24 protein-coding genes and 1 tRNA gene are annotated in these 24737 nt (G+C 77.3%); 10 read left to right on the plus strand and 15 right to left on the minus strand.

Features of this window, described 5'->3' with window-relative positions:
* Window positions 1-109: 109 nt before the first annotated feature.
* A complete protein-coding gene (locus D5H78_RS12800; protein ID WP_119950898.1) occupies window positions 110-1183 on the minus strand; it encodes a hypothetical protein in 1074 nt (357 codons plus the stop codon).
* A gap of 197 nt (window positions 1184-1380) precedes the next feature.
* Here D5H78_RS12800 and D5H78_RS12805 point away from each other — a divergent pair, with 197 nt between their 5' ends.
* Window positions 1381-1911 carry a peptidylprolyl isomerase gene (locus D5H78_RS12805; protein ID WP_119950899.1) on the plus strand — a complete coding sequence of 177 codons (531 nt, stop codon included), beginning with the start codon at window positions 1381-1383 and terminating at the stop codon, window positions 1909-1911.
* Window positions 1912-1921: 10 nt separating this feature from the next.
* A complete protein-coding gene (locus D5H78_RS12810; protein WP_119950900.1) occupies window positions 1922-2896 on the plus strand; it encodes a rhomboid family intramembrane serine protease in 975 nt (324 codons plus the stop codon).
* 206 nt (window positions 2897-3102) lie between these two features.
* Here D5H78_RS12810 and D5H78_RS12815 read toward each other — a convergent pair whose 3' ends face one another.
* Window positions 3103-3351, minus strand: a complete 249-nt coding sequence (locus D5H78_RS12815) for a cell division protein CrgA (protein WP_119950901.1) — start codon at window positions 3349-3351, stop codon at window positions 3103-3105.
* A 172-nt stretch (window positions 3352-3523) separates the two neighbouring features.
* Here D5H78_RS12815 and D5H78_RS12820 point away from each other — a divergent pair, with 172 nt between their 5' ends.
* Genes D5H78_RS12820 through D5H78_RS12830 form a run of 3 tightly spaced genes read left to right on the plus strand, consistent with a single transcriptional unit; the run spans window position 3524 to window position 7598 of the window.
* On the plus strand, window positions 3524-4285 hold the full coding sequence (locus tag D5H78_RS12820; protein ID WP_119950902.1) for a DUF881 domain-containing protein: 762 nt from the start codon (window positions 3524-3526) through the stop codon (window positions 4283-4285).
* 49 nt (window positions 4286-4334) lie between these two features.
* Window positions 4335-4958: an aminodeoxychorismate/anthranilate synthase component II gene (locus D5H78_RS12825; RefSeq protein WP_119950903.1), complete on the plus strand. Its 624-nt coding sequence runs from the start codon at window positions 4335-4337 to the stop codon at window positions 4956-4958.
* Window positions 4959-4979: 21 nt separating this feature from the next.
* Complete coding sequence (locus D5H78_RS12830; RefSeq protein ID WP_119950904.1) at window positions 4980-7598, plus strand: SpoIIE family protein phosphatase; 2619 nt, start codon at window positions 4980-4982, stop codon at window positions 7596-7598.
* A gap of 66 nt (window positions 7599-7664) precedes the next feature.
* On the opposite strand, the gene pknB is transcribed toward D5H78_RS12830, so the two are convergent.
* The 6 genes from pknB to D5H78_RS12860 form a co-directional block, all read right to left on the minus strand.
* Complete coding sequence (gene pknB, locus D5H78_RS12835) at window positions 7665-9449, minus strand: Stk1 family PASTA domain-containing Ser/Thr kinase (protein WP_119950905.1); 1785 nt, start codon at window positions 9447-9449, stop codon at window positions 7665-7667.
* Window positions 9450-9542: 93 nt separating this feature from the next.
* Window positions 9543-11012, minus strand: a complete 1470-nt coding sequence (locus D5H78_RS12840) for a peptidoglycan D,D-transpeptidase FtsI family protein (protein ID WP_119950906.1) — start codon at window positions 11010-11012, stop codon at window positions 9543-9545.
* A complete protein-coding gene (locus D5H78_RS12845) occupies window positions 11009-12424 on the minus strand; it encodes an FtsW/RodA/SpoVE family cell cycle protein (RefSeq protein ID WP_177891238.1) in 1416 nt (471 codons plus the stop codon). Before D5H78_RS12845 ends, D5H78_RS12840 begins: the two co-directional genes overlap by 4 nt.
* Window positions 12421-13872, minus strand: a complete 1452-nt coding sequence (locus D5H78_RS12850; RefSeq protein ID WP_119950907.1) for a PP2C family protein-serine/threonine phosphatase — start codon at window positions 13870-13872, stop codon at window positions 12421-12423. The genes D5H78_RS12845 and D5H78_RS12850 overlap by 4 nt, the downstream gene beginning before the upstream one ends.
* Window positions 13873-13878: 6 nt before the next feature.
* Window positions 13879-14364 (minus strand): FHA domain-containing protein FhaB/FipA, encoded by a 486-nt coding sequence (locus tag D5H78_RS12855; protein WP_119951111.1) that lies wholly within the window; start codon window positions 14362-14364, stop codon window positions 13879-13881.
* Window positions 14365-14372: 8 nt separating this feature from the next.
* The gene (locus D5H78_RS12860) at window positions 14373-15194 is read right to left on the minus strand and encodes an FHA domain-containing protein (RefSeq protein WP_119950908.1); all 822 of its coding nucleotides are present in this window, start codon (window positions 15192-15194) and stop codon (window positions 14373-14375) included.
* A gap of 200 nt (window positions 15195-15394) precedes the next feature.
* On the opposite strand from D5H78_RS12860, the gene D5H78_RS12865 reads away from it, so the two are divergent.
* A tRNA-Leu gene (locus D5H78_RS12865) sits at window positions 15395-15479 on the plus strand.
* Between the two features lie 85 nt (window positions 15480-15564).
* Here D5H78_RS12865 and D5H78_RS12870 read toward each other — a convergent pair.
* Window positions 15565-16803, minus strand: a complete 1239-nt coding sequence (locus tag D5H78_RS12870) for a serine hydrolase domain-containing protein (RefSeq protein WP_119950909.1) — start codon at window positions 16801-16803, stop codon at window positions 15565-15567.
* 141 nt (window positions 16804-16944) lie between these two features.
* Complete coding sequence (locus tag D5H78_RS12875) at window positions 16945-17358, minus strand: PPOX class F420-dependent oxidoreductase (protein ID WP_119950910.1); 414 nt, start codon at window positions 17356-17358, stop codon at window positions 16945-16947.
* A gap of 263 nt (window positions 17359-17621) precedes the next feature.
* Between D5H78_RS12875 and D5H78_RS12880 the strand changes: the two genes are divergently transcribed.
* The 3 genes from D5H78_RS12880 to D5H78_RS12890 all read left to right on the plus strand — a co-directional run bounded on the left by D5H78_RS12880 (window position 17622) and on the right by D5H78_RS12890 (window position 21557).
* Window positions 17622-18329, plus strand: a complete 708-nt coding sequence (locus tag D5H78_RS12880) for a GAF and ANTAR domain-containing protein (protein ID WP_133412058.1) — start codon at window positions 17622-17624, stop codon at window positions 18327-18329.
* 98 nt (window positions 18330-18427) lie between these two features.
* On the plus strand, window positions 18428-18925 hold the full coding sequence (locus tag D5H78_RS12885; RefSeq protein ID WP_218566568.1) for a universal stress protein: 498 nt from the start codon (window positions 18428-18430) through the stop codon (window positions 18923-18925).
* A gap of 289 nt (window positions 18926-19214) precedes the next feature.
* On the plus strand, window positions 19215-21557 hold the full coding sequence (locus D5H78_RS12890; protein WP_165865727.1) for an ATP-binding protein: 2343 nt from the start codon (window positions 19215-19217) through the stop codon (window positions 21555-21557).
* Window positions 21558-21573: 16 nt separating this feature from the next.
* Here the strand turns inward: D5H78_RS12890 and D5H78_RS12895 are convergent, their stop codons facing one another.
* Both D5H78_RS12895 and D5H78_RS19380 read right to left on the minus strand, forming a co-directional pair.
* The gene (locus D5H78_RS12895) at window positions 21574-22161 is read right to left on the minus strand and encodes a mycothiol transferase (RefSeq protein ID WP_119950913.1); all 588 of its coding nucleotides are present in this window, start codon (window positions 22159-22161) and stop codon (window positions 21574-21576) included.
* Between the two features lie 28 nt (window positions 22162-22189).
* Complete coding sequence (locus tag D5H78_RS19380; RefSeq protein ID WP_165865728.1) at window positions 22190-22357, minus strand: hypothetical protein; 168 nt, start codon at window positions 22355-22357, stop codon at window positions 22190-22192.
* 68 nt (window positions 22358-22425) lie between these two features.
* On the opposite strand from D5H78_RS19380, the gene D5H78_RS12900 reads away from it, so the two are divergent.
* A complete protein-coding gene (locus D5H78_RS12900) occupies window positions 22426-22767 on the plus strand; it encodes a DUF2200 domain-containing protein (RefSeq protein ID WP_119950914.1) in 342 nt (113 codons plus the stop codon).
* 54 nt (window positions 22768-22821) lie between these two features.
* Here the strand turns inward: D5H78_RS12900 and D5H78_RS12905 are convergent, their stop codons facing one another.
* The 3 genes from D5H78_RS12905 to D5H78_RS12915 form a co-directional block, all read right to left on the minus strand.
* Entirely contained in the window at window positions 22822-23382 is a 561-nt protein-coding gene (locus D5H78_RS12905) for a hypothetical protein (RefSeq protein WP_119950915.1), read from the minus strand.
* Window positions 23383-23486: 104 nt separating this feature from the next.
* Window positions 23487-23945 (minus strand): GNAT family N-acetyltransferase, encoded by a 459-nt coding sequence (locus D5H78_RS12910; protein ID WP_218566569.1) that lies wholly within the window; start codon window positions 23943-23945, stop codon window positions 23487-23489.
* Between the two features lie 32 nt (window positions 23946-23977).
* Window positions 23978-24688 carry a VOC family protein gene (locus tag D5H78_RS12915; protein WP_119950917.1) on the minus strand — a complete coding sequence of 237 codons (711 nt, stop codon included), beginning with the start codon at window positions 24686-24688 and terminating at the stop codon, window positions 23978-23980.
* Between the last annotated feature and the right edge of the window lie 49 nt (window positions 24689-24737).

Consider the following 24737-nt stretch of genomic DNA (forward strand, 5'->3'; position numbering starts at 1 on the left):
CGTGACCCGGGTGACCGGGTGAGGCCGACCGCCTCCTGACGCACGAGCGCCCGGGCCCCCGCGGGGGACCCGGGCGCTCGCGCACCCGCGGGCAGGGCCCGCGCTGCGGTCAGGAGCCCTTGCGCTCGCCGGTGCCGTCCGTGCTGTCGGTGGTCCCGGCCGGGTCGACGGCCTGGTCCGCGCCCTGCGCGAGCGGCGGCGCGAGCGGGTCGGGGACCGGCGTGGGCTCGGGCTCGACGGTGGTGCGCTCGGAGGCCGTCGGGCTGCTGGAGGCGTCGGCGAGGGTCTCGTCGGGCGAGGCGCCGCCCGCGTCGTCGCCCTCGGGCGCGGTGCCCGCGGCGAGCACCGGGCCGGGCGGCTCGCTGCCGGCCGGGGCGGCCGCGCCGGAGCCGACGCTCGCCGAGGGCCCGGCGACGATCCCCTGGTCCGGCGCCGGCGCGCCCGAGGTGCCGGACCCGCTGCCCGAGGGGCCCTGCCCGGGCTGGACGTCGGCGGGGAACGGGGTCGCGGGCGGCGTGTAGGCCGGGACGTCGCTCCACGGGTCCTCCTGCGAGGAGGACCAGGCGCGCCACCCGGCGTAGGCACCGCCGACGGCGAGCGCGAGCACCAGCAGGCGGCGCCCGCGGCGCGAGCGCCGGACCGGGCGGACCTCGCCCTTGAGCGCCTGCACGGCGGCGGCGCCGCGGGTGCGGGCCTCGGCGGCGGCCGGCTCGGCGGCGGCCAGGGCGGCACCGACGGCCGCGGCGACCCTGGGCAGCACGTCCTCCCGGGCGCTGGCGGCCGCGCCGCCCGCGTCGCGCACGGCGCTCTGCAGGCCGTCGGCGGCCTGCTCGAGGCGGGGACCGGCCCACTCCTGCGCGGCGGCGAGCGCCCCGGCGGCCGACGTGCCGGCGACGGCGGCGCGCTCGCGGGCCGTGCCGGCAGCAGCCTGCACGGCGGGCCCGGCCTTGGCGCGGGCGCTCTCCACGGCGGGGGCGACCCGGGCGCGGGCGGCCTCCACGCGGGGGCCCGCCTGCGCGCGGGCCGCGTCGAGGGCGTCGCGGGCCGCGGCCGCCTGGACGGCGGCGGTCCCCCGGAGCTCGGCCGCGAGCGGGGCGACGCGGGCGCCGGCCGTCGTCGCGAGCGTGGCACCCCTGCGGGCGGCCTTCGCCCGGGCGGTGCGGCGGCGGAGCGTGAGGGGCACGGTGGACCTCCAGCGGGTCGGGTGCGGTCGGGGGCGGGGCCGGTCCCCCGCCTACCCCCGCCGCGCGCGCGCCATGCGGTGCCGCCGTGCCGGGGCGGGCCCCCCGGGCCGGGCGGGGGCCTGCGCCGGGCGGGGCGGCGCCGGCGGGCGCGTGCGAGGATGACCGGGACCGGTCTCCCCCTGGAAGGTAGCCCCCTGTGGCCGACGAGCTCTACGCCGTCCTCTCGACCAACCGCGGCGACGTCGAGGTGAAGCTCTTCCCCGACCACGCGCCGAAGACGGTGCGCAACTTCGTCGAGCTCGCCAGCGGCGAGCGCGAGTGGGTCGACCCCCGCACCGGCCAGAAGACGACCGACCGCCTCTACGACGGCACGGTCTTCCACCGCGTCATCGAGGGCTTCATGGTGCAGGGCGGCGACCCGCTGGGCACCGGCACCGGCGGCCCCGGCTACCGGTTCGCCGACGAGTTCCACCCCGAGCTCGTGTTCGACCGGCCCTACCTGCTGGCGATGGCCAACGCCGGCCCCGGCACGAACGGCTCGCAGTTCTTCATCACCGTCGGCCCGACGCCGCACCTCAACCGCCGCCACACGATCTTCGGCGAGGTGCTCGACGCGGGCAGCCGCGAGGTCGTCGACGCGATCAGCACGGTGCCGACCGACGGCCGCGACCGCCCGCTCGAGGACGTCGTCGTCGAGTCCGTGCGGGTCGAGCGGCGCCCCGCCTGAGCGCCCGCGGATGAGCGAGCCGGGCCCGCAGGCGGCGTCGGGCCCGACGGGCCCGCCGCACTGCTACCGCCACCCCGACCGCGAGACGTACATCCGCTGCGTGCGGTGCGAGCGGCCGATCTGCCCGGACGACATGGTCCCGGTCGCCGTCGGCTTCCTCTGCCCCGACGACGCCCGGGCCGGCCGGCAGGGGGTGCGCCAGCCGCGCACCCTGTTCGGCGGGCGGGTGTCCGACGACCCGGGCTGGGTGAGCAAGGTGCTCATCGGCGTCAACGTCGCGGTGTTCCTGCTCCAGCAGGTGCAGCCCACGCTCGAGCGGCGGTTCTGGCTCGTCGCGGGCCCGGTCGCCGACGAGGGCCTGGGCTTCGCCACGGTGGGCGTCGCCGACGGCGAGCTCTACCGGCTCGTCACGGCGGCGTTCCTGCACGGCGGGCTGCTGCACCTGCTCTTCAACATGTACGCCCTGTGGCTGTTCGGCCCGCCGCTGGAGCAGGCGTTCGGGCGGGTGCGCTTCGCCGCGCTCTACCTGCTGTCCGCGCTGGGCGGCTCGGCCGCCTCTTACGGCTTCGGCGAGCGGTACGTGCCCGCGCTCGGCGCCTCGGGGGCCGTCTTCGGGCTCTTCGCGGCGTACATCGTGGTGTCGCGCCGGCTCGGGCGCGAGGTCTCGGGGCTCTTCGTGCTCCTGGGCATCAACGTCGTCATCGGCTTCCTGCCGGGCTCGAACATCGACTGGCGCGCGCACGCGGGCGGGTTCGTGCTGGGCGGGCTGCTCACGCTGGCGCTGGTGCTCGTCCCGCGCCGCCTGCGCGGGGTCCTGCACCCGGTGGCGTTCGCGGTCGCGCTGGCGCTGGTCGTCGCCGCGGTGGTGTGGCGCACCGCCGAGCTCGACGGCGCGAGCACGGCCCGGGTGGCCGCGTGCACCGTCACCGCCCCGCTCGACCCGGGCGAGGCGTTCCTCGACTGCGTGGGGGCGGCCGGGGGCTGAGCCCCCGGCCGGACCCTGCGGACCACGACCCCGTGCGCACCGCGGCCCGCCTCCCCCCTGGGGACGGCGGGCCGCGTCGTCCCCAGTGTGGACGACGGGTGTGGACGAACTACACCGGTGTGGTTCACCGCTGTCCACACCCCTCCTCCACAGGGTGGGGACGGCAGGTGCGCCCGGTGGGGCCGCTCAGCCGTGGTGCGGCGCGGCTACTTCCACTGCGTGGAGACGACGAAGCCCGCGATGACGAAGCCGAAGCCGATGAGCATGTTCCACACGTCGATGCCGGGGATCGGGTACTCCGTGCTCGTCACGTAGTAGGTGACGATCCACAGCAGGCCGATGACGAAGAGCGCCACCATGAGGGCGGGCACCCACGCCGGGCTGGTCACCGACACCGGGGCCTTCGCCGGCGGCGGGGTGTAGGCGGACTTGCGGCGCTGCGGCGACCTGGGCACGGCCTGTCTCCTCGGTGCATGGTGCGGCCCGGAGCGACGAGCCCGGGACGGAGCGTGACGCCGACCCTGCCGGCGCGTCTCCCCGTAGGGTAGACGAGCAGCGCCGACGAGCGGCAGGAGCGAGCCGAGCCCGCCGCCGGGCGCCGGGTCGGCAGGAGCAGGGAGGGACGCCGTGGGACGCGCCGCGCGCCGGGCCGGCTGGCGCCTGCTGGTCCCCGTGGCCCTCGTCGTGGCCGGGCTGCTCTTCGCCACCAGCGCGGGCACCGCGCGCGGCACCGACCTGCGCGCGGAGGAGACCGCGGACCTGGCCTCGGTGCTGCGCGACGAGCAGCGCCGGGTCGAGGAGCAGGGCCTGCGGGTGCAGGCGCTGCGCGAGGAGGTCGAGCGCCTGTCCGCCGCCGCGGCGCGCTCGGACTCCGGTGCCGCGGCCGCCCGCGAGCGCGCCGAGCGGGTCGCCGAGCGCGCCGCCCTGACCCCGGTGACCGGCGAGGCGCTGACCGTGGTCCTCGACGACGCGCCGTACGACGACCCGGAGCAGGTGCCCGAGGGCGTCGTCCCGGACGACCTCGTGGTGCACCAGCAGGACCTGCAGGGCGTGGTGAACGCGCTGTGGGCGGGCGGGGCCGAGGCCATGCGCCTCATGGACCAGCGGGTGGTGTCCACCAGCGCGGTCCGCTGCGTCGGCAACGTCCTCATCCTCCAGGGCCGCACCTACTCGCCGCCGTACCGCGTGACGGCGGTCGGCGACGTGGCGGGGATGCGCGCCGCGCTCGAGGCGGCGCCGAGCGTGCAGGCGTACCGGTACTGGGCCGAGCGGGTCGGCCTGGGCTACGAGGTGGCGGCCGAGGGGACGACCACCCTCGCCGGGTACGAGGGCTCGCTCGACCTGCAGCACGCCCGGGTGCCCGAGGACGCGGCGGTGCTCGGCGACTGACGGCCGCGGGGCCCGAGGGCCGGGGCCGCGTCGTACCCTGGGGCGCACCATGGGCGCCCGCATCCTCGTCGTCGACAACTACGACAGCTTCGTCTTCAACCTCGTGCAGTACCTCGGCCAGCTCGACGCCGAGTGCACCGTCGTGCGCAACGACGCCGTGGGCGTCGAGGACGCCGAGGGCTACGACGGCGTGCTGCTGTCCCCGGGCCCGGGCACGCCGGAGGAGGCGGGCGTCTGCGTCGACATGGTGCGCCACTGCGCCGGGCGCGTCCCGCTGCTGGGGGTGTGCCTGGGGCACCAGGCGATCGGGGTGGCGTACGGCGCCACGGTCGCCCGCGCGCCCGAGCTGCTCCACGGCAAGACGAGCCGGGTCGAGCACGAGGGCGGAGGGGTGCTCGCGGGGCTGCCCTCGCCGTTCACCGCCACCCGCTACCACTCGCTGGCGGTGGAGCCGGCGACCGTGCCCGACGAGCTGGAGGTCACCGGCCGGGCCGGTCGGGTGGTCATGGCGATGCGCCACCGCGAGCACGCGGTCGAGGGCGTGCAGTTCCACCCCGAGTCCGTCCTCACCGAGGGCGGGCACCGGATGCTGGCCAACTGGTTGGTCACGTGCGGTGACACCGGGGCGACCGCGCGGGCGGAGGGACTCGCTCCTGTGGTGGCGCACGACTGATCCGCCGCTAGGCTCGTGCAGGTGAGCCAGCACGCGACGCGCGACACGCGCGCCCGCGAGCAGGTGCGGCGCGTCCAGCGCGGCGAGGAGGGACCCCTTGCGGGGTCGCTGCGCGACGTGCCCGCGGCCGTGCTGCTCGTGGACCTGACCGACCGCCGGGTGATCTACACGAACCCGGTGGCCCGCGCCATGGTCCCCGAGGACTTCGAGCTGCCCGCCTCGGCCGAGGACTGGAGCCGGGCGGCGGGCCTGCGCCAACCCGACGGCGCCGCGTACGACCCCGCGAAGTCGCCGGTGGTCCGCTCGACCGAGGGCGAGCGCGTGGAGGGCGAGGCGGTGCTCGTCCCGCCGCGCCGCGAGGCGGAGGCGGTCGAGGGCGTCCCCGACCTCGACAGCGAGGAACGCCGGCACGAGCGGGTGCTGTGGGTGACGTCGTACCCGCTGGAGGGCGCGACCGGCCTCTCGGACCGCGCGCTCGTCGCGTTCTTCGAGATCGACCCGTACTGGCCCACCGAGCAGCTCGGCGAGGACCTGCACCTGCGCGCGCTGGGGTCGATCGACATCAGCTTCACCATCGCCGACCCGCACCAGGACGACATGCCGCTGGTGTGGGTGAACCAGGCGTTCACCCGGGTCACGGGGTACGGCTTCGACGAGGTCGTCGGGCACAACTGCCGGTTCCTGCAGGGGCCGGACTCCGACCGCGGGGTCGTCGCGCAGCTGCGCGCGGCGCTCGTGGAGCGGCGCTCGGTCACGGTCACGCTGCTGAACTACCGCAAGAACGGCTCGCCGTTCTGGAACGAGATCAGCATGTCCCCGATCGTCGACGCCGACGGCGAGCTGACCCACTTCGTGGGGGTGCAGGCCGACGTCACGGCGCGCATGCACGACGAGGCCGAGCGCCGCCGGCTCCTCGCCGAGGAGCAGGCCGCGCGCGAGGCCGCGGAGCGGGCCAACCGCGAGGAGCAGGCGGCCCGCGCCGCCGCCGAGGACGCCCAGCGCCGCGTCGGGCTGCTCGCCGAGGCCACGAGCCTGCTCGCCGGCACGCTCGACGTGCAGCAGGCGCTCGAGCAGCTCACCCGGCTCGTCGTGCCCACGCTCGCGGACTGGTGCCTGGTCGACCTGCTGGACGGCGACAGGGTCGAGACGGTCGCCTCCGCGCACGTGGACCCCGACCGCGAGCGCGTCGTGCGCGAGGTGGGCGAGGGCCGCGAGCTGCGCCTCGGCGACGACCACCCCGTCGCGAGGGTGATGCGCGACGGGGAGCCGCTGCTCGTCGCGGACGTGGACCGGCCGCTCATCGAGCGCACCGTGCGCCCCGACCAGCGCGAGCTCTGGACCAGCCTGGCCCCCCGCTCGGTCATGTGCGTGCCGCTCAAGGCCCGCCGCGAGGTGCTGGGCACCCTGACGCTCTACACGTCGGCCTCGGGGCGGGTGTACGGCGGCGAGGACCTCGAGCTGGCCTGCGACCTCGCGCGGCGGGCCGCGCTCAACGTCGACAACGCCCGGCTCTACCAGCGCGAGCACCAGCTCGCGGTGGAGCTGCAGAAGAGCCTGCTGCCCGACGTCCCCCCGCACGTCGAGGGCCTCGACGTCGACAAGCGCTACCTGTCCGGCGCCCACGACACGCAGGTCGGCGGCGACTGGTACGACGTCATCCCCCTCGGCGCCGCCCGCACCGCCCTGGTCATCGGCGACGTCATGGGGCGCGGGGTGCGCGCCGCGGCGGTCATGGGCCAGCTGCGCGCCGCCGTGCGCGCGCTCGCCCTCGTCGACTTCCCGCCGGCGCAGGTGATGAGCACGCTCGACAAGCTCGTCGCCGACATCGACGAGTCGTCGATCGTCACGTGCGTCTACGCGGTCTACGATCCCAGCGACCACTCGCTGACCTACGCGAACGCGGGGCACCTGCCGCCGGTCCTCGTCGCGCCGGGCGCCGCGCCGCGCGAGCTCGTCGACGTGCCGGGGCCCCCGCTGGGCACCTCCGTCGGCACCTTCGCCTCGGGCCGCACCGACTTCCCGGCGGGCAGCACGCTGGTGCTCTACACCGACGGGCTCGTCGAGCGGCGCGGTGAGGACATCGACGAGGGGATCAGCCGCCTGGCGGACTCGGTGACGGACACCGGCGACCTCACGGTCTCCCAGGTGTGCGACCGCGTCCTGGCGAGCGTGAGCCCGACCGGCGACTACGACGACGACGTCGGCCTGCTCGTCGTGCGGACGCCGGCGGCGGACGACCCGCGCGACCGGCACGCCACCGCCGTGCTGTCCCTCACCGGCGACCCGGACGAGGCGCGGGCCACCCGCCGGTGGGCCGAGCCGCTGCTGGAGGACTGGCAGCTGCCCGCGCCGCGGCGCGAGGAGGCGGTCGTCGTGCTCAACGAGCTCGTGGCCAACGCCCTGGTGCACGGCGCGGCCCCGGTGACCGTGACGCTGCGCCGCTCGGACCGCCGGCTCGTCGTCGAGGTCGCCGACGCGCGGCCGGTGCCGCCGCGCCGGCTCGTCGCGGACCCCGAGGCCGAGCACGGCCGCGGCATCGCGATGGTCGACGTCCTGGCGCAGCGCTGGGGCATCCGTCCCACCGACGACGGCAAGGCCGTGTGGGCCGAGCTGGACCTGCGGGAGGCCGCGGCCTCCTGAGGCCGCGGCCCCGGCGGGCCCGGCAGCAGCCCGGCAGCAGCCCGGCAGCAGCCCGGCAGCCGGCGCTCAGCCCGCCGGCGTCGCCCCCGCGGCCGGCGTGGCGCCGTCGGCGGGCTCCTCCGCGCCGGTCGGCCCGTCGGTCGGCTCCTCGGTGGGCTCCTCGGTCGGGCTCTCCTCGGGCGTCGGCTCGGGCGGCGGGGCCACGGCGAGGGTGAGGGTGATCGTCGTGCCGGTCCGCTGCGAGGTGCCCGCGGCCGGGGACTGGCCGATGACCGTGCCCTCGGGGGCGGTGGCGTCCTCGCGGGTGGTCGTGTCGACCTCGAACCCGGCGCCCTCGAGGGCGTCGGTCGCGTCGTCCTCGGTCTGCCCGGTGACGTCGGGCACGGCGGTGCGCCCGGTGGAGACGACGAGGTCCACGGTGGTGCCGACCGGCACCTCCTCGCCGGCCTGCACGCTGGCCTCGAGGACCTCGCCCTCGTCCTCCTCGGCGTCGCGGCTCTCGACGTCGCCGACGAGCAGGCCGTTGGAGGCCAGGGCGGCGGTCGCCTCGTCGAGCGTCGAGCCCACGAGGGTCGGCACCGTCGCGGTCTCCTGGCCCTCGCTCACCACCAGGTCGACGGCCGTGCCCTCCTGCACCTCGGTGGCGGCCGCGGGCGAGGACGAGAGGACGGTGCCCGACGGGTCGTCGCTGGGCTCGCTGTCCACCTGGTCCACCGTGAGCCCGGCGCCGGTGATGAGCTGCTCGGCGCGGGCCACCTGCTCGCCGACCACGTTCGGCACCGACACCGTGGTCGACGCACCGGCCTGCTCGTCGTCGCCGAAGAGGTTCAGCCCGAGCAGCAGGGCACCGACGAACACGGCGACCGCGAGCAGGCCGAGGCCCACCCACAGGCCGGTGCGCCGGCGCGGCTCCTCGTCGGCGCCGGCCGGCAGGACGGAGGCCGTGGGGGTGGGGTCGACGATCGGCGCGAGCCGCTGCGTCACCGGCGCGGGGGCGGGCGCCTCGACGGGGCGCCCGGCGAGGGCCCGGTCGATGTCGGCGCGCATCTCGGCGGCGCTCTGGTAGCGCTGCTCGCGGTCCTTGGCCAGCGCCTTGAGGACGATGGCGTCGATCTCCGGCGGGATGTCGGCGTCGTACGCGCTCGGCGGCTGCGGCTCCTCGCGCACGTGCTGGTACGCGACCGACACCGGCGAGTCGCCGACGAACGGCGGGCGGCCGACGAGGAGCTCGTACAGCAGGCAGCCGGTGGAGTAGAGGTCGCTGCGCGCGTCGACGGTCTCGCCGCGGGCCTGCTCGGGCGAGAGGTACTGCGCGGTGCCGATGACCGCGGAGGTCTGCGTCATCGTCGCGGACGCGTCGGACACCGCGCGGGCGATGCCGAAGTCCATGACCTTGATGTCGCCGGCCTCGGTGAGCATGACGTTCGCGGGCTTGATGTCGCGGTGGACGATGCCGTGGCGGTGGCTGTAGTCCAGCGCCTCGAGGACGCCCGAGACGATCTCGAGCGCGCGCTCGGGCAGCAGCCGGCGCCCGGAGTTCAGCAGGTCGCGCAGCGTGGAGCCGTCGACGTACTCCATGACGATGTAGGGCACCGAGCCGCCGGCGACCGTGTCCTCGCCGGTGTCGTAGACCGCGACCACCGAGGGGTGGTTGAGCGAGGCCGCGGACTGCGCCTCGCGGCGGAACCGGGCCTGCGAGGACGGGTCGCGCGCGAGGTCGACGCGGAGCATCTTCACCGCGACCTGGCGGCCGAGCCGCGTGTCGCGCCCGACGTGCACCTCGGCCATCCCGCCGCGGCCGAGGACGTCCCCCAGCTCGTAGCGGCCGCCGAGCGTCGTCGGCTCCGTCATCGCGCTCCCTCCCGCCGGCCCCGCCGGGCTCCCCTGACGTCCTCGTCGCGCGCGTCCGCCCCCCGAGCGGCACCCACCGTACTCATCGGCAGCTCACCCGCCGTCCCCCAGCACCGCCGCCATGACGTCCTGGGCGATGGGCGCAGCGAGCCGGTTGCCGCTGATCTCGGCCTCGCCGCCGCCGTCCTCGATGACCACGGCGACCGCGACGCGGGCGGTCTCGCCGGGCCCCGCGGGGGCGAACGAGGTGAACCAGGCGTGCGGCGGCTCGCCCTCGCCCTGCTGCGCGGTGCCGGTCTTGCCGGCGACGGTGACGCCGTCGAGCTGGCCGTTGGTGCCGGTGCCCTCCTCGACGACCTCGACCATCATGGCCCGCAGCTCCGCGGCGACCTCGGGGCTGACGGCGGCGGACAGCTCCTCCGGCTCCGTGCGGTCGAGCACCGACAGGTCGGGGGCCTGCACCTGGTCGACGAGGTACGGCTCCATGACGACCCCGTTGTTCGCGATGCCGGCGGCGACCATCGCGACCTGCAGCGGCGTGGCGCGCACGTCGAACTGGCCGATGGCCGACTGCGCGGTCTGCGGCGCGTCGGGGTCCTCGGGGAACGCGCTCGTCGCGGTGGTGAGGGGCACCGTGCGGTCCTCCTGGCCGAAGCCGAAGGCCTGCGCCTGCTCGCGCAGCGCGTCCGCGCCGAGGTCCAGCCCGACCGCGCCGAAGCTGGAGTTGCAGGAGCGCCGCAGCGCGTTCGTCAGCGTGGTGGTGTCGCTGCCGGGGGTGCACTGGGCGCGGTCGCTGTTGGGCAGCCCGACGTCGGTGAGCGGCAGGTCGAGCTCGGCGGGCCCGGGCACCTCGGAGTCCGGGTCGTAGCGCCCGCTCTCGAGCGCCGCGGCCGCCGTCACGAGCTTGAAGGTGGAGCCGGGCGGATAGGTCTCGCGCAGCGCCCGGTCGAGCAGCGGCTGGTCCTCGTCGGCCGTGAGCTGCTCGTACGCCCCGCGGATCGCCCCGCCGTCGTGGCTGGACAGCGCGTTGGGGTCGTACGTCGGGCTGGAGACGAGGGCGAGGATCGCGCCGGTCGTGGGGTCGAGGGCGACGACGGCGCCCTTGCGCCCGTCGAGGCCCTCCGCGGCGGCCTGCTGCGCGGCCGGGTCGAGGGTGAGGGAGACGGCGCCGCCCTGCACCTCCTCGCCGGTGATGAGGTTGCCGAGCCGGCGCACGAAGAGCCGGTCGTCGTTGCCGGCGAGGACGTCGTTCTCGGCCCGCTCGACCCCGGCGGCGCCGTAGACGTAGGAGTAGTAGCCGGTGGCGTGGGCGAAGAGCGGGCCCGAGGGGTAGCGCCGCAGGTAGCGCAGCTGGTCGTCGGTGGCGACCGAGTCGGCCACGGCGCGCCCGTCGACGAGGATCGGGCCGCGCTCGCGGTCGTACTCCTCGAGGATCGTGCGCGAGTTGCCGGGGCGGTTGCGCAGGTCGTCGGCCCGGAACGCCTGCAGGTAGTTGACGTTCACCAGCAGCACGGCGAAGAGCAGCATGACGACGGCGCCCATGCGCCGCAGCGGCCGGTTCACCGGCGCACCACCTGGGTGAGCGCCTCCTGCGTCTCGGGCACCGGCGGCGGGGCCGGGCGGCGCGCGGCGTCGCTGATCCGCAGCAGCAGGGCGACGAGCGCCCAGTTCGCGACGAGGGACGAGCCGCCGTACGACAGGAAGGGCGTCGTGAGGCCGGTCAGCGGGATGAGGCGGGTGACGCCGCCGACGACGACGAAGACCTGGATCGCGAGGATGAACGACAGCCCGGCGGCGAGCAGCGTGCCGAAGGAGTCGCGCGCGGCGATGGCGGTGCGCAGGCCGCGCTCGACGACGATGCCGTAGAGCAGCAGCAGCGCCATGAGCCCGGTGAGGCCGAGCTCCTCGCCGAGCGCGTCGACGATGAAGTCGGTCTTGGCGACCGGGATGAGGTCGGGCCGGCCCTGCCCGAGGCCGCTGCCGAGCAGGCCGCCGGCGGCGAGGCCGTAGAGGCCCTGCACGAGCTGGAAGCCGGCGCCCTGCGGGTCGGCGAACGGGTCGAGCCAGATGTCGATGCGGGTGCGCACGTGCGCGAACGCCTGGTACGCCAGCCAGCCGCCGGCGAGCACCATGAGCGTGCCGAGGATGAGCCACGACCGGCGCTCGGTCGCGACGTAGAGCAGCATGACGAAGGAGCCGAAGAACAGCACGGCGGTGCCGAGGTCGCGCTCGAAGACGAGGATGCCGAGGCACACGAGCCAGACCACGACGATCGGCCCGAGGTCGCGCATGCGGGGCAGGTCGACGCCCAGCACGCGGCGCCGGGCCAGGGCGAGCACGTCGCGCTTGAGCACGAGGTAGCCGGCGAAGAAGATCGTCAGCGCGATCTTGGCGACCTCGCCGGGCTGGAAGGAGAACGGCCCGACCCGGATCCAGATCTGCGCGCCGAAGATCCGCGTGCCGAGGCCGGGGACCAGCGGCAGCAGCAGGAGCACCAGGCCGGCGGCCATCGCGGTGTACGTGAACCGCTGCAGGCCGCGGTGGTCGCGCACCAGCACGAGCACGGCGACGAAGAGCACCACGCCCAGCGCGGTCCAGGTGATCTGCGACAGGGCGTCGGGGGCGGGCGCGGGCCGCCCCGCGCGCTCGGCGGACGCCGCCTCGGCGATGTCGAGGCGGTAGATCATGACGAGGCCGATGCCGTTGAGCAGCGCGACGGCCGGCAGCAGGACGGGGTCCGCGTACGGCGCGAAGCGGCGCAGCGCCAGGTGCGCCACGAGGAGCAGCCCGCCGAAGCCGGCGGCGTACGACCCGATCCGCGCCGGGACCGCGCCGTCGACGCCGAGCCCGAGGGTGGCGAAGGCGGCGAGGGCGACCGCGAGGGCGAAGACCAGCAGGCCGAGCTCGGCGTTGCGGCGGCTGGCGGTCGAGGCGGGGGTGACGGTGGTGGCGCTGGGCCCGACGGGCGCGCTCACCGCGCCGGCTCCGGGCAGGCCCGCTCGCCGGCCCCCGGGGCGCGGGGGCTGGGGCCGGGCGTGGCCTCCGGGGTCGCGCGGGGGGCCGCGCCGGGGGTCGCGGCGGGGGCCGCGCCGGGGGCCGCGCCGGGGGTCGCCCCGGGGGTCGCCCTGGGGCTCGCGCCCGGCGCCGGGGTGCGCCCGGGCGTCGCCCGCGGGGTGGGTGCGGCCGGCGCCGGCTCCTGCTCGCAGCGGGCGGCCTCCTCCTGCAGGCGCGCCACGACCTCGCGCGCGTCGTCCAGGCCGTCGGCGGCGATGCCGCCCTCGACCTGGCGCCGGGAGTAGTCGGACAGCGCGGCGAGCGGGATGGGCTCCTCCTCGTACACGGTGGACAGGCCGACGCCGAGCACGCTCTGCTGCAGGCCCTGGAAGACGGCGACCTCGTCCTCGTGGGCGCCGACGTAGTACTGGTCGCGCGACCAGCCCCACAGCGCGGTCCCGGCCGCGGCGAGCAGCACGGCGACGACGCCGAGGGTCAGCAGGCGGCGCGGCCAGCGCCGGCGCGGCGCCTCGTCGTGGGCCGCGCCGTCCCCGCCGCCGTCCTCCCCCTCGTCGGGGCGGGGGCGGGCGGCGAGGGCGGCGGCGCGCGCCGCGGGCGAGGTGCGGGCGCGGTCGTCGTCGCGCAGGTGCTTGACCGGGCCGGAGGCGGCGGCGCCGACGACCTGCGGGATGTCCGGCGGCGCGCTGTCGACGTCGACGACGTCGGCGACGATGCAGGTGACGTTGTCGGGGGCCCCGCCGCGCAGCGCGAGCTGCACGAGCGCGTCGGCGGCGTCGTCGGGCGAGGCGTGCCGGGCGAGGGTCTCCTCGAGCGTGTCGGCGCTGACGACGCCGGAGAGCCCGTCGCTGCACAGCAGCCACCGGTCGCCGGCGCGGGCCTCGCGCACGGACAGGTCGGGGTCGACGTCACCGCGCCCGTCGAGGGCGTTGGTGATGAGCGCGCGCTGCGGGTGGTGACCCGCCTCCTCGGGGGTGATGCGCCCCTCGTCGACGAGCTGCTGGACGAACGTGTCGTCGTGGGTCACCTGCTGCAGCAGGCTGTCGCGCAGCAGGTACGCGCGCGAGTCACCGACGTGGACGAGCCCGAAGCGGCTGCCGGCGCGCAGCAGCGCGGTGAGCGTGGTGCCCATGCCGCGCAGCGCGGGGTCGCCCGCGACCATGTCGCGCAGGTGCGCGTTGGCCTCCTCGACGGCGGCCTCGAGCCGCCCGAGCAGGTCGGGGCCGGGCGAGTCCTCGTCGAGGGCGGACAGGGTGGCCACGGCGACCGAGCTGGCGACCTCGCCGGCCGCGTGCCCGCCCATGCCGTCGGCGACGACGAGCAGGCGCGGGCCGGCGTACGCGCTGTCCTCGTTGCCGTCGCGGATCAGCCCGACGTCCGAGCGCGCCGCGAAGCGCAGTGCGAGTGCCACCCGCGCCTACTTCCGCAGCTCGAAGGCCGACTTGCCGATGCGCAGCGGCACGCCGAGCGGGAGCTGCACGGGGGCGGTGACCTTCTGCCGGTCGAGGTACGTGCCGTTGGTCGAGCCGAGGTCCTCGACCCACCAGGCGCCGTCGCGCGGGAAGAGCCGCGCGTGGTGGCCGGAGGCGTAGTCGTCGTCGAGCACGACGGTGCAGTCCTGCGCCCGCCCGACCGTCACCGGGGTCTCGCCGAGGCGGAGGGAGGTGCCGGCGAGGGTGCCGCGGGTGACGACGAGGGTGCTGCCGCGCTGGCGGGCGACCCGCGGGGCCTTGGCCGCCTTGGGCGCCTTGGGGCGGGTGGCGGCGCGCCCCCCGGGTCCGCCGCGGGTCGCGACGCGGGTGCCGAAGAGGTCGCTGCGCATGACCGACACCGCGGTGAGGACGAAGAGCCAGAGGACGGCGAGGAAGCCCAGCCGGATGACGGTGAGGGTGAGCTCGGAGATGTCGGACGTCACGCGCCGGCCCGCCCGTCGCCGGCGTCCGGTGCGTGGAAGACGATCGAGGTGCTGCCGAGCTCGAAGCGGGTGCCGTCCTCGAGCAGGGCCTCGTCGACGCGCTCGCCGCCGACGACCACGCCGTTGGTGCTGCCGAGGTCGGACACGACGCCGTGCGCGCCCTGCACCCGCACCTCGGCGTGCCGCCGGCTCACCCCGGGGTCGTCGAGGCGCAGGTCGGCGTCGAGCCCGCGGCCGATGACGGTGCGCTGCGCGCGCAGCACCACCTTGGTGCCGGCCACGTCGAGCCAGGGCATCGGCGCCGCGGGGGCGGGGCGCGGGGTGACGCGGGTGGCGGCCGAGGCCGGGGCGCGCCCGGGCAGCGGGGCCGGGGGCGCCGCGGCCTGCGGCGCGGGCTCCGGCGGGCGCGGCGGCGCGGGTGCCGCCACCGGCGCTACGGCCTCGCGCCCGGCCACGGCGCTGGAGCGCACCCGGAAGATGCCGGTCTCGAGGTCGTCGACCTCCTCGAGCACCACCTCGACGGGGCCGAGGAAGGAGTACTGCTGCTCCTGGGCGTGCTCGCGGACCATGTCGGCGAGCTCGGCGCCCAGCGGCCCGGCGTACGGTGCGAGCCGGGCGTGGTCGCGCGCCCCGAGCTCGACGACGAAGCTGTTGGGGACCATCGTGCGCCCGCGCCCGACGATGGCGGCCCGGTCGTCGCACTCGCGCTGCAGGGCGCTGGCGACCTCCACGGGCTGCACCTCGGCCTTGAAGGCCCGCGCGAAGGGGCGGTTGACCAGGCTCTCGATGCGCCGCTCGAAGCGCTGCAGCACGCCCACGCCCCTCAGCCCCTCCCGGTCGCCCCACCTCGCACGGCTGCCACGTCGCGTACGGCCCCTGCCCGCGCCGCACGCCCGGCGCCGTACCCGGCACCGTCGCGATCGTAACCACGGCACCGCCCCACCGCCGGGAGCGCGCCGGTGGGCGCGTTGGCGGCGGTCGGGGCGGTGCCGCCCGCGTGCTAGCCTCGACCCTGCTCGCGCGAGTGGCGGAATAGGCAGACGCGCACGGTTCAGGTCCGTGTGTCTTCGGACGTGGGGGTTCAACTCCCCCCTCGCGCACCACGCAGTCCCCGGGCCGGTCCTCGTGACCGGCCCGTCGTGCGCCCGGGCTCCGTCAGGGGTGCGTCAGGGCCGCGTCAGGGCCGCGTCAGGACCGGCAGAGCGCGGTCTCGACGGCGGCGCTGACGTCGGCGAGCTCCTCGAGGGACGTGGGCAGCCCGTTGACGGCGACCATCGCCCAGCGCCCGTCGTCGGTGGCGAGGCCCCGGGTCTGGAAGCCCTGGACGTCCCCGCCGTGCCCCCAGCCCACCGGGCCGCAGTCGAGCCGGTGGCTCGCCAGGCCGAGCCCGTACCGCCAGCCGGGCTCGGCGTCGAAGCCGGGCGCGCTCACGGTGCGGCGCATCGCGGCGAGCTGGGCCGGCGGCAGGAGCCGCCCGTCGAGCAGGGCCGCGGTGAAGCGGCCGAGGTCCTCTGGGGTCGACACGAGCTGGCCGGCGGCCCAGCCGAGCGAGGGGTCCATCCGGGTGATGTCGCGCCAGGCGCCGCCGGGGCCGTCGGCGAGGTAGCCGCGGGGGTGGCTCCCGCGCAGGCCCTGCTCGCCCTCGCGCGGCCAGTACGTGTCCTCGAGGCCCAGGGGCTCGATGATGCGCCGGGTCACCTCCTCGCCGAAGGGCCGCCCGGTGACGCGCTGCACGAGCAGCCCGAGGAGCACGTAGTTCGTGTTGCTGTACTCCCAGCGCCCGCCGGGCCGGCCGGTGCGCCGCTCGGCGAGCGCCGCGTCGACGAGCTGGCGGGGCTCGAGGTACGTGTGCGCGACCGAGCGCAGCGTGCCGCCGGCCTCGATGACGATGCCGTCGTAGTCGGGTAGCCCGCTGGTCTGCTGCAGCAGGTGCCGCACGGTCGTGCGCCGCCCGTCGCCGCCGGGCCCGCGGACCACGCCGGGCAGGTAGCGCTCCACGGGCGCGTCGAGCTCGACCGCGCCCTCGGCGACGAGCTGCAGGACGACGGTGGCGGTGAACGTCTTGGTGTTCGAGGCGATGCGCACCCGCCCGTCCTCGGGGACGGGGGCGCCGGTGCGCAGGTCGCCGCTGCCGGCGGTGTAGGTGCGGACGCGCCCGTCGGACCCGCGCACCGACGCGAGGACGCCCGGCAGCCCGGTCTCCGTGACGAGCCGGTCGAGGACCCGCTGCACGGCGGGGTCGGGCCGGACCTCGGCGCCCGTGCCCGCGGTCGCGGCGGCCGGGGTGCTGGCGGGTGCCGCGACCGGGCCGAGCACGGCGGCCGCGCCGACGGCGGCGGCGAGGGCCGTGGCCCGTACGGCTCCCCGGCGCCGGCGCGGGGTCCTGGTGCCGGTGGTGGTGCGGGTGGTCGTGCCGGTGGTGCCCATGCGCTGCTCCTCGCGCTCGACGGCTGGTGCTGCCAGCGTCGTGCGGCGGGCGGGCCGCCTCGACCCGGCAGGCAGGCGTCCTCGAGGTGCAGGTGGCCCCACCCGTAGGGGCAGACCCGGGGGCCGGGGCGGCCCCCGCGCTCACTCCGCGACGGTCTGGCGCTCCGGCTCGATCCAGAGCTTGACCCGCTCGCTCTTGATGGCCTCCGGCGGGTACGGGCGCCCCTCGTACTTCTGCGACAGCGCGTCGATGTCGTCGCGGGCCTCCTGGCCCCGGACCTCGCCGACGACGCGGCCGCGGACCTCGGCGTACCGGTAGGGGTTCGCCTCGTCGCGGATGCACAGCGTGACCCGCGGGTCCTCCTGGAGGTTGCGGTACTTCGCGCGGTGCACCTCGGTGTTGACCGACAGCCGCTCGCCGTCGGTGCCCACCCACACGTACTGGGTCTGGATCTGCCCGCTGGGCAGCAGGGTGCTCATGGCGGCGAAGCTGCGCCCGGCCGCGAGCTCGCGGGTGGTGGGGTGCAGGGCGGGGCCGTCCTGGGTGCCGGACATCGGTCCTCCTGGGGGTGCGGCGGTCGTGCGCGGCGCCGGGAGCGTGCTCGCGGCGTGCGATCAGCCTGGCACCGGGGGGCGGGGGCAGGCGCACCGGGGCGCGCGCCCCGTTCGTCCTGCGGCCGGGGCGTGTGGAAGGCTTGACCCGGCTCGAGCAGACGGGCGACCCCCGTCCCTCCGAAGAGGTCCCCAGCTCCCGTGCCCGGACCCCCGCACCCCCGCCCGGACCGCCTGACCCCCTCGCGTCCTGCCGGCGGCGCCCGGTGAGCGCCCCCCGGCCCGGCGGCCTCGGCGGCGAGGCGCTCGTGGACCTCGTGCAGCTGCTGGCCGAGCCCGAGGTCGACCCGACCCGCAGCCTCGAGCGCGGGGTGGCCCTCGCGGTCCGCCACCTCGTGCCCGACGGCTGGGCGAGCGTCACCGAGGTGACCGGGCCCCGCAGCGCGCCCTCCACGCCGGCGGCGAGCGGCGACGTCGCGCTGCGCGCCGACCTCCTGCAGTACGACCTCGGCGAGGGTCCGTGCCTCGCGGCGGCCCGCGACGAGCCCGAGGTGGGCGTGGACGACCTGCCGTCGGAGGCCCGCTACCCGCGGTGGGCGCCCCGCGCGGCCGCCGAGCTCGGCATCGCCAGCAGCCTGTCGCTGCGCCTGCGGGCCGGCGAGCGGGTGGTCGGGGCGCTCAACCTGTACGCCCCCCGCCCCCGCTCGTTCGACGACGGGCGCGCTGCGGCGGCCCGGGCGTTCGCCGCGCACCTGGCGGTGGCGCTGCGCTGGGCCCGCACCAACGAGCAGCTGCACCGGGCGCTGGAGACCCGCGGGCTCATCGGCCAGGCGCAGGGCCTGCTCATGGAGCGCTTCGGCATCGACGCCGGGCGCGCCTTCGACGTGCTCAACCGGGTGTCGCAGGACAGCAACACCCGCCTGGTCGACGTGGCCCTCCGGCTCGTGGAGACCCGCCGCACGCCCGGCGCCTGAGCACGACCGGGACCTCCGCCCCTGGCGCGCGCCGCGGGCCGCGGGATGATCGGAGCGGGGCCCCGCGCCGGGCGGGGCCGCGCGGCGAGGAGGCGGACGTGGCGGACGCGGCGGGGCAGGCGCAGGGCGTGCGGGGCGGCGTGGTCGTCGGCGACGACGGGTCGGACTGCGCCGGTGAGGCGCTGGTCTTCGCCGCGGCGGAGGCGCGGCGCTGGGGCTGCGCGCTGCGGGTGGTGCGGGCCTGGTCGATCTCCTCGGAGATCCGGCGCACCGGCTGGCCGACGGGCTACGTGCCGGGGGTGGACGAGCTGCAGGCGTCGCTCGTGGAGCACGAGCGGGCGCGGGTGGCCGAGGTGGTCGGCGACGACCCGGGCGTGCTGGTGGACGTGCAGGCGGTGCACGGCCCCTCGGCGCAGGCGCTCATCGAGGCGTCCCGCACGGCGGACCTGGTCGTCGTCGGCTCGCGCGGGCGCGGCGGGTTCGCCTCGCTCGTGCTGGGCTCGGTCGCGGAGCAGTGCGTGCGGCACTGCCACTGCCCGGTCGTCGTCGTGCGGCACAAGGAGAAGGACGCCCGGCACGAGGGCGCCCGGGCGTAGGGCCCGCTCCCCGGTCGGGCTGCGCCGACGGCGGCGGCGGCCCCCCAGCCGGCCGCCGCCGTCGCGCGTCGCGGACCCGTCCCCCGTCCGGGTCCGTCCCCCCGAGGCCCCGGCGGCGGCCCGTCCCCCGTGCTCCCCCCGGCCGCCGTCGTCCTCGTGGCCACGACTCTGGCCGGGCGGGGGCCGGCGCGCCACGGACAGCGACCCGCACACGACCCGCACACCGCCGCACGGGTGCGCCCCGTGCGGGGAGCGGGCGGGTGCTGCGCGTGCGAAGTACTGTGCGCGGGTGGCCCGGCCCCCCCAGCCCAGCCTCGGCGGGCAGCTCCGCGCGCTGCGCCGCCGTGCCGGGCTCACCCAGGAGGAGCTCGCCGAGCGCGCCGGCCTCACGGCCCACGCGGTGAGCGCGCTCGAGCGCGGCACCCGCACGCGGCCGTACCCGCACACGCTGCGCGCCCTGCTCGACGCCCTGGGCGCGGACGCGGCCGAGCGCGCGGCCCTGCTCGCGGCGGCCCGGCCGGCGCCGGCGGAGGAGCGCGAGGCCCGCGCGCCGCTGCCCTCGCTCGACGTGCCGTCGACCCCGCTCGTCGGGCGCGACGCCGACGTCGACGCGGTGCTCGGCCTGCTGGCCGCGGGGCGCCGCCTGGTCACGGTGACCGGTACGGGCGGGGTGGGGAAGACGCGCCTGGCCGCGGCGGTGGCGGCGCGGGCCGCGGGGTCGTACCCGGACGGGACGGCGGCGGTCGCGCTGGCCGCGGTGCCCGACCCCTCGGCGCTGCTGCCGGCGGTGGCCGCGGCGCTGGGCGTGCCCGGCGACCAGGGCGAGGGCCCCGCGGCGGCGCTGTCCGCGCACCTGCGCCCGCTGCGGCTGCTGCTCGTGCTCGACAACCTCGAGCACCTGCTCGGCGACGGGTCGGCCGCGGAGCGGGTCGCGGCGCTGGTGGCCGCCGCGCCCGGGCTCGCGGTGCTGGTGACGAGCCGGGCGCCGCTGCGGGTGCGCGACGAGGCCGAGCACCCGCTGCGCCCGCTCGACGTGCCGGCCGGGCGCCCGTCGCTCGCGGCGGTGGAGGCCTCGCCCGCGGGGGCGCTGTTCCTCGAGCGGGTACGGGCGGTGGCGCCGGACCGCCCGCTCGGCGATGCCGACGCGGCCGCGGTCGCCGAGCTCTGCCGGCGCCTGGCGGGCATCCCGCTGGCGCTGGAGCTGGCGGCGGCGCGGGCGCGGGCGCTGCCCCCGCGCGAGCTGCTGGCCCGCCTGGCCGAGACCACCCCCGCGTCCGGCGGGGCGCGCGACCTGCCGGCCCGCCAGCGCACGATGACGGCGACGCTCGACTGGAGCCACGGCCTGCTCCCGCCGGAGCAGCAGGCGCTGCTGCGCGCCCTGTCGGTGGTGCAGGGCGGCTGCTCGCTGGCCGCCGCGGAGGCGGTGGGCGGGGCGCTCGGCGTCGACGTGCTGCCGGCGCTGGAGGGGCTCGTCGAGCACAGCCTCGTCGTGGCGGGGGTGCACGAGGGCCGGGCCCGCTACCTACTGCTGGAGCCGGTGGCGGAGTACGCCCGGGCCCGCCTCTCGGGCGGGGAGCTGGCGGCGGTCCGCGCGGCGCACCGGGCGTTCTACCTGGCGCTCGCCGAGGAGGCGGCCCCGGAGTACTACCGCGGCGAGCAGGTGGCGGTGCTGCGGCGCATGGTCGTGGAGGAGCCGAACCTCGCGTGCGCGGCGGAGATCGCGCTGGAGGACGGCGACGGCGAGGCCGCCGCGCGCATCGCCTGGGCGATGTGGCTGCACTGCTGGCTGCGCGGGCGGCTCACGCTGAGCACCGAGCCGGCGGAGCGGGCGCTGGGGCACGACCTGGTGCCGTACTGGCGGGTCCGCGCGCACATGACGCTGGGCGCCCTGGGGTTCGCGGCCGGGCGCCGGGCGGCGTCGCAGGAGCACTACACCGCGGCGCAGGCCGCCGCCGAGGCGTCCGGCGACCGCCTCGGCACCGGGCAGGCGGTGGCGGGGCACGGGCTGAACGCGCTGGCGGGCGGCGACGCCGCGGCCGCGGAGGACCTGTTCCTACAGGCCCTCGTGCTCGCGGAGGGCGAGGGGCTGCAGGGCGACTGGCTGCAGTCGCTGGTCCACGCGTGGCTCGGCACGGTCCGGCTCCTGGGCGGCGACCCCGACGGCGCGCGGGCGCAGGCGCTGCTCGGCCTCGAGCGCGCCCGGGCCCGGGGCGACCGCCTCGCCGCGTACGTCGCGCTCTACACCCTCTCCGAGGCCGCCCTCGCCGTCGCCGACCCCGGCGGCGCCCGCGCGCACCTGCTCGAGGGCATCCGGCTCAGCGCCGAGACCGCGGACCTCGCCAACCTCGCGTACTTCCTCGAGGCGCTCGCCGTCGTCGAGGCCGCCGGCGCCCGGCACCACCGGGTCGCCGTGCTCGTGGGCGCCGCCGACGCGCTGCGCGAGCAGGTCGGGCGGCGGGTGTACGGCTACTACCTGCCCGACGAGGCGCTGCGCGCCCGCGCCGTCGAGGACGCCCGCTCCGCGCTGGGCGACGACGCGTACGACGACACCCTCGACGCCGGGCGCTCCCTCACCACCGAAGCCGCGGTCGCGTACGCCCTGGCCACGGGCACCGACGAGGTCGTCCTCTAGCGAGCGGCCGTGGTGGTCACGCCCTGGCGCGCGGAGGGTCGGCGGGGGATGACGGCGCCCAGCCGGCGGGCGGGTCCTCCCCGACGAGCCCGTCGACGGCCTCGCGGAGCAGGTCGGCGTGCCCGGTGTGCCGGCCGTACTCCTCGACGAGGTCGCAGACCAGCCGGCGCAGGCTGGCCCGCCCGTCGGGGCCGCCGACGTGCGCGGGCTGGTCGAGCCCGCCGTCGGCGAGGGCCGCGTCGAGCCGGGCCCGGGACCGCTCGACGGCGGTGTCCCACAGCGCGTACAGGGCGTCGGGGGTGTCGTGCGCGGCGGAGCTGAAGTCCCAGCGCGGGTCGGCGTCCCAGTCGGCGCTCCGCCACGGCTCGCCGGGCGCCTCGCCGCGCAGCTTGGTGGTCAGGGTGAAGTCCTCGACGAGGGCGAGGTGCTTGAGCAGCCCGCCGAGGGTGAGGGTGGAGGCCCCGACCCGGGTGGCCAGGCCGGACGCGTCGAGCCCGTCGGCCTTCCACCGGAACGTCGTGCGCAGGCGGTCGAGCGCGCCGAGCAGGTGCTCGGCCTCCGTCCCGGCGAGCGGGGGCTCCCACGGGGTGTCGCTGGCGGTCACGGCCGTCACGCTAGACCGCCCGGCGGCGTCAGTCGCGGGCCTGGCGCGCGGCGTACCGCCGGTCGGCGGCGTCGATGCTCGCCCGGCTGCGCAGGTCGGGCAGGACCAAGCGCTCGGGGACGATCGCCCGGTCGGCGGCGGCGTGCCGGCGCTGGCGGGCCGCCTGCTCGCCGGCCGACGCGCCGGCCCGCGCCACCGTGGCCCGGGCGCGTGGAGGTGACCGGAGCCGGGACGGGCCGTGACGACCGGGCCTACGATCGCGCCGTGCACCGGATCTTCACGACGAGCGTGGCGTCGGTCTACCCGCACTACGTCCACAAGGTCGAGCGGAAGGGCCGTACGGAGGCCGAGCTCCGGCAGGTGATCACCTGGCTGACCGGCTTCGACGAGGCGGCGCTGCAGGACCACCTCGCGACCGGCACCACCTTCGAGGAGTTCTTCGCCGCCGCGGAGCTGAACCCGCGGGCGTCGGCGATCACCGGCACGATCTGCGGCGTCCGGGTCGAGTCGATCGACGACCCGCTGATGCAGAGGATCCGCTACCTCGACAAGCTCGTCGACGAGCTCGCCAAGGGCAAGGCGATGGAGAAGGTCCTGCGGGCGTAGCGCGCCCGGCCCGACCGTGCCCTGCCGGGCCGGTGCGCGCGGGTACCGCTCAGCTCAGAGCCGCCGGCACTGGTCCTCCTTGCCCTCGCGGGCGACGTTGCCGGAGCCGGTGGGGGCGGGGCGGTTCTCCTTGCACTGCAGGGCGCCGTCGATGCGGTTGCCGGTGACCTGCACGCCGCCGGTGTTCTTCACGATCTGGGTGTTGCCGCCCACGGTGTTGGCGTTCGCGGTGAGCAGGCCGCGCATCTCGTCGTACTGCAGGTCGCCGTCGATGCGGGTCTTCTGCACGAACGCGCCGACGCCCTGCTTGACCTGGATGCTGCCGCCGACCCGGGACCCGAGCACCCGCACCGAGCGGGCGCCCTCCCCCTGCACGTTGCCGACGACGCGGATCGAGCGCGCGTCGAGCGTGGCTCCGCGCTCGACCTTGACGGTGCCCTTCACGGTGGTGCTCGTGAGCCGGCAGGTGGCGCCGGAGGGGACGCGGAGGTCGTCGACGGTGACGGCGCCGAGCGCGCCGCGGCAGACCCGCTCGTCGGCGGCGGCCGGTGCGGCGACGCCGACCGACAGGGCGGCGGCGAGGCTGGTGAGGGCGAGGACGCTGACGGTGCGCATGGAGGGGCTCCTGGGGTGTCGGTGCGCTGACACCCCTGAGGTTGGGCCCGGCGGATGACAGCAGCGTGAGAGCAGGAGGAGAAGACCGCCACGCACGACGCCGGTCAGTGCGGCAAGCGCTTGCGCATCTGCTGCTGGGTGACGGTGTAGCCGGCGGAGGCGTAGAGGGAGATCGCGGTCGCGTTGTCCCCGAAGACGTTGAGCTCCAGCGCACCCACGCCGGCGGCGCGTACGGCCCGCTCGGCGCCCTCCAGCAGCGCCCGCCCCAGCCCGCGGCCGCGGTGCCCGGCGTCGACCTCGAGGTCGTAGAGGAAGGCGCAGTCCGGTACGTCGCGCGGGTGGCGCAGGCCGACCCACACCCGACCGACGACGGTGCCGTCGGCCAGGACGCCGTTCAGCAGGAGCATGCCCTCGGTCGCGAGGCCGTCGGGCAGGAAGCCGGCCTGCCCCTCCTGCGCGAGCTGCAGCGCCCGGTCGGCGGGCCAGTTGCCGGCGGCGACCTGCTCGTCGGCGTACGCGCGGGCGACCTCCGCCTGCCAGGCGTCGAACTCCTCCTGCGTCATGGGCCGTAGGGTGACGCCGGGCGGGGGCATGCTCACGCCTCGTCGGGTGCGAGGACGAACTCCCCGCCGTCGGGGTCGGCCAGCTCGACGGTGCCGTCGTCGAGGTCGCGCAGCCGGGTCGCGCCCAGGCCGGTGAGGCGCTCGACCTCGCCGGCGAGGTCGCCGCCGACGACGGCCAGGTCGAGCCGCTGCCGGTCCCGCCCGTGCCGGGGCGCGACGGGGGGTCCGCCCCACGCGACCTTCGTCCCCCCGTACGGCGACTGGATGGCCGTCTCCTCGTCCTGGTCCCACACGAGCGGCCACCCCAGCGCAGCGGACCAGAAGAGCCCGACCGCGCGGGTGCCGTCGCAGGCGAGCTCGCCGAGCGGGCCGCAGCCGGCGAGGTAGGCGTTGCCGGCCTCGATGACGCACAGCTCGTTGCCCTCGGGGTCGGCGAGGACGACGTGCCCCTCCTCGGGGAGCTGCCCGACGTCGAGGTGCCGGCCGCCGAGCGCCAGGGCCCGCTCGACCGTCCGCTGCTGGTCGCCGTCGGCGGCGCTGGTGAGGTGCAGGTGCACGCGGTCCCGGCCTGTGCGCTCGGACCGGCTCGGGACGAAGCGGAGCCCGACCTGGGTGTCGGAGCCCGGCAGCAGCACGCCGCGGGCGTCCTCGACCGGCCGGCGGTCGAGCAGGGCCGCCCAGAACCGCGCGACGCGGGCGGGGTCGTGCGCGTCGAGCGCGAGGGCGGCCAGTCGCGAGGGCACGTACGGACGCTAGGCCCGGGCACGAGGGCTGGCACCTGCTTTTCGCGCT

It is taken from the genome of Vallicoccus soli (genome assembly GCF_003594885.1).
Lineage (GTDB): Bacteria > Actinomycetota > Actinomycetes > Motilibacterales > Motilibacteraceae > Vallicoccus > Vallicoccus soli.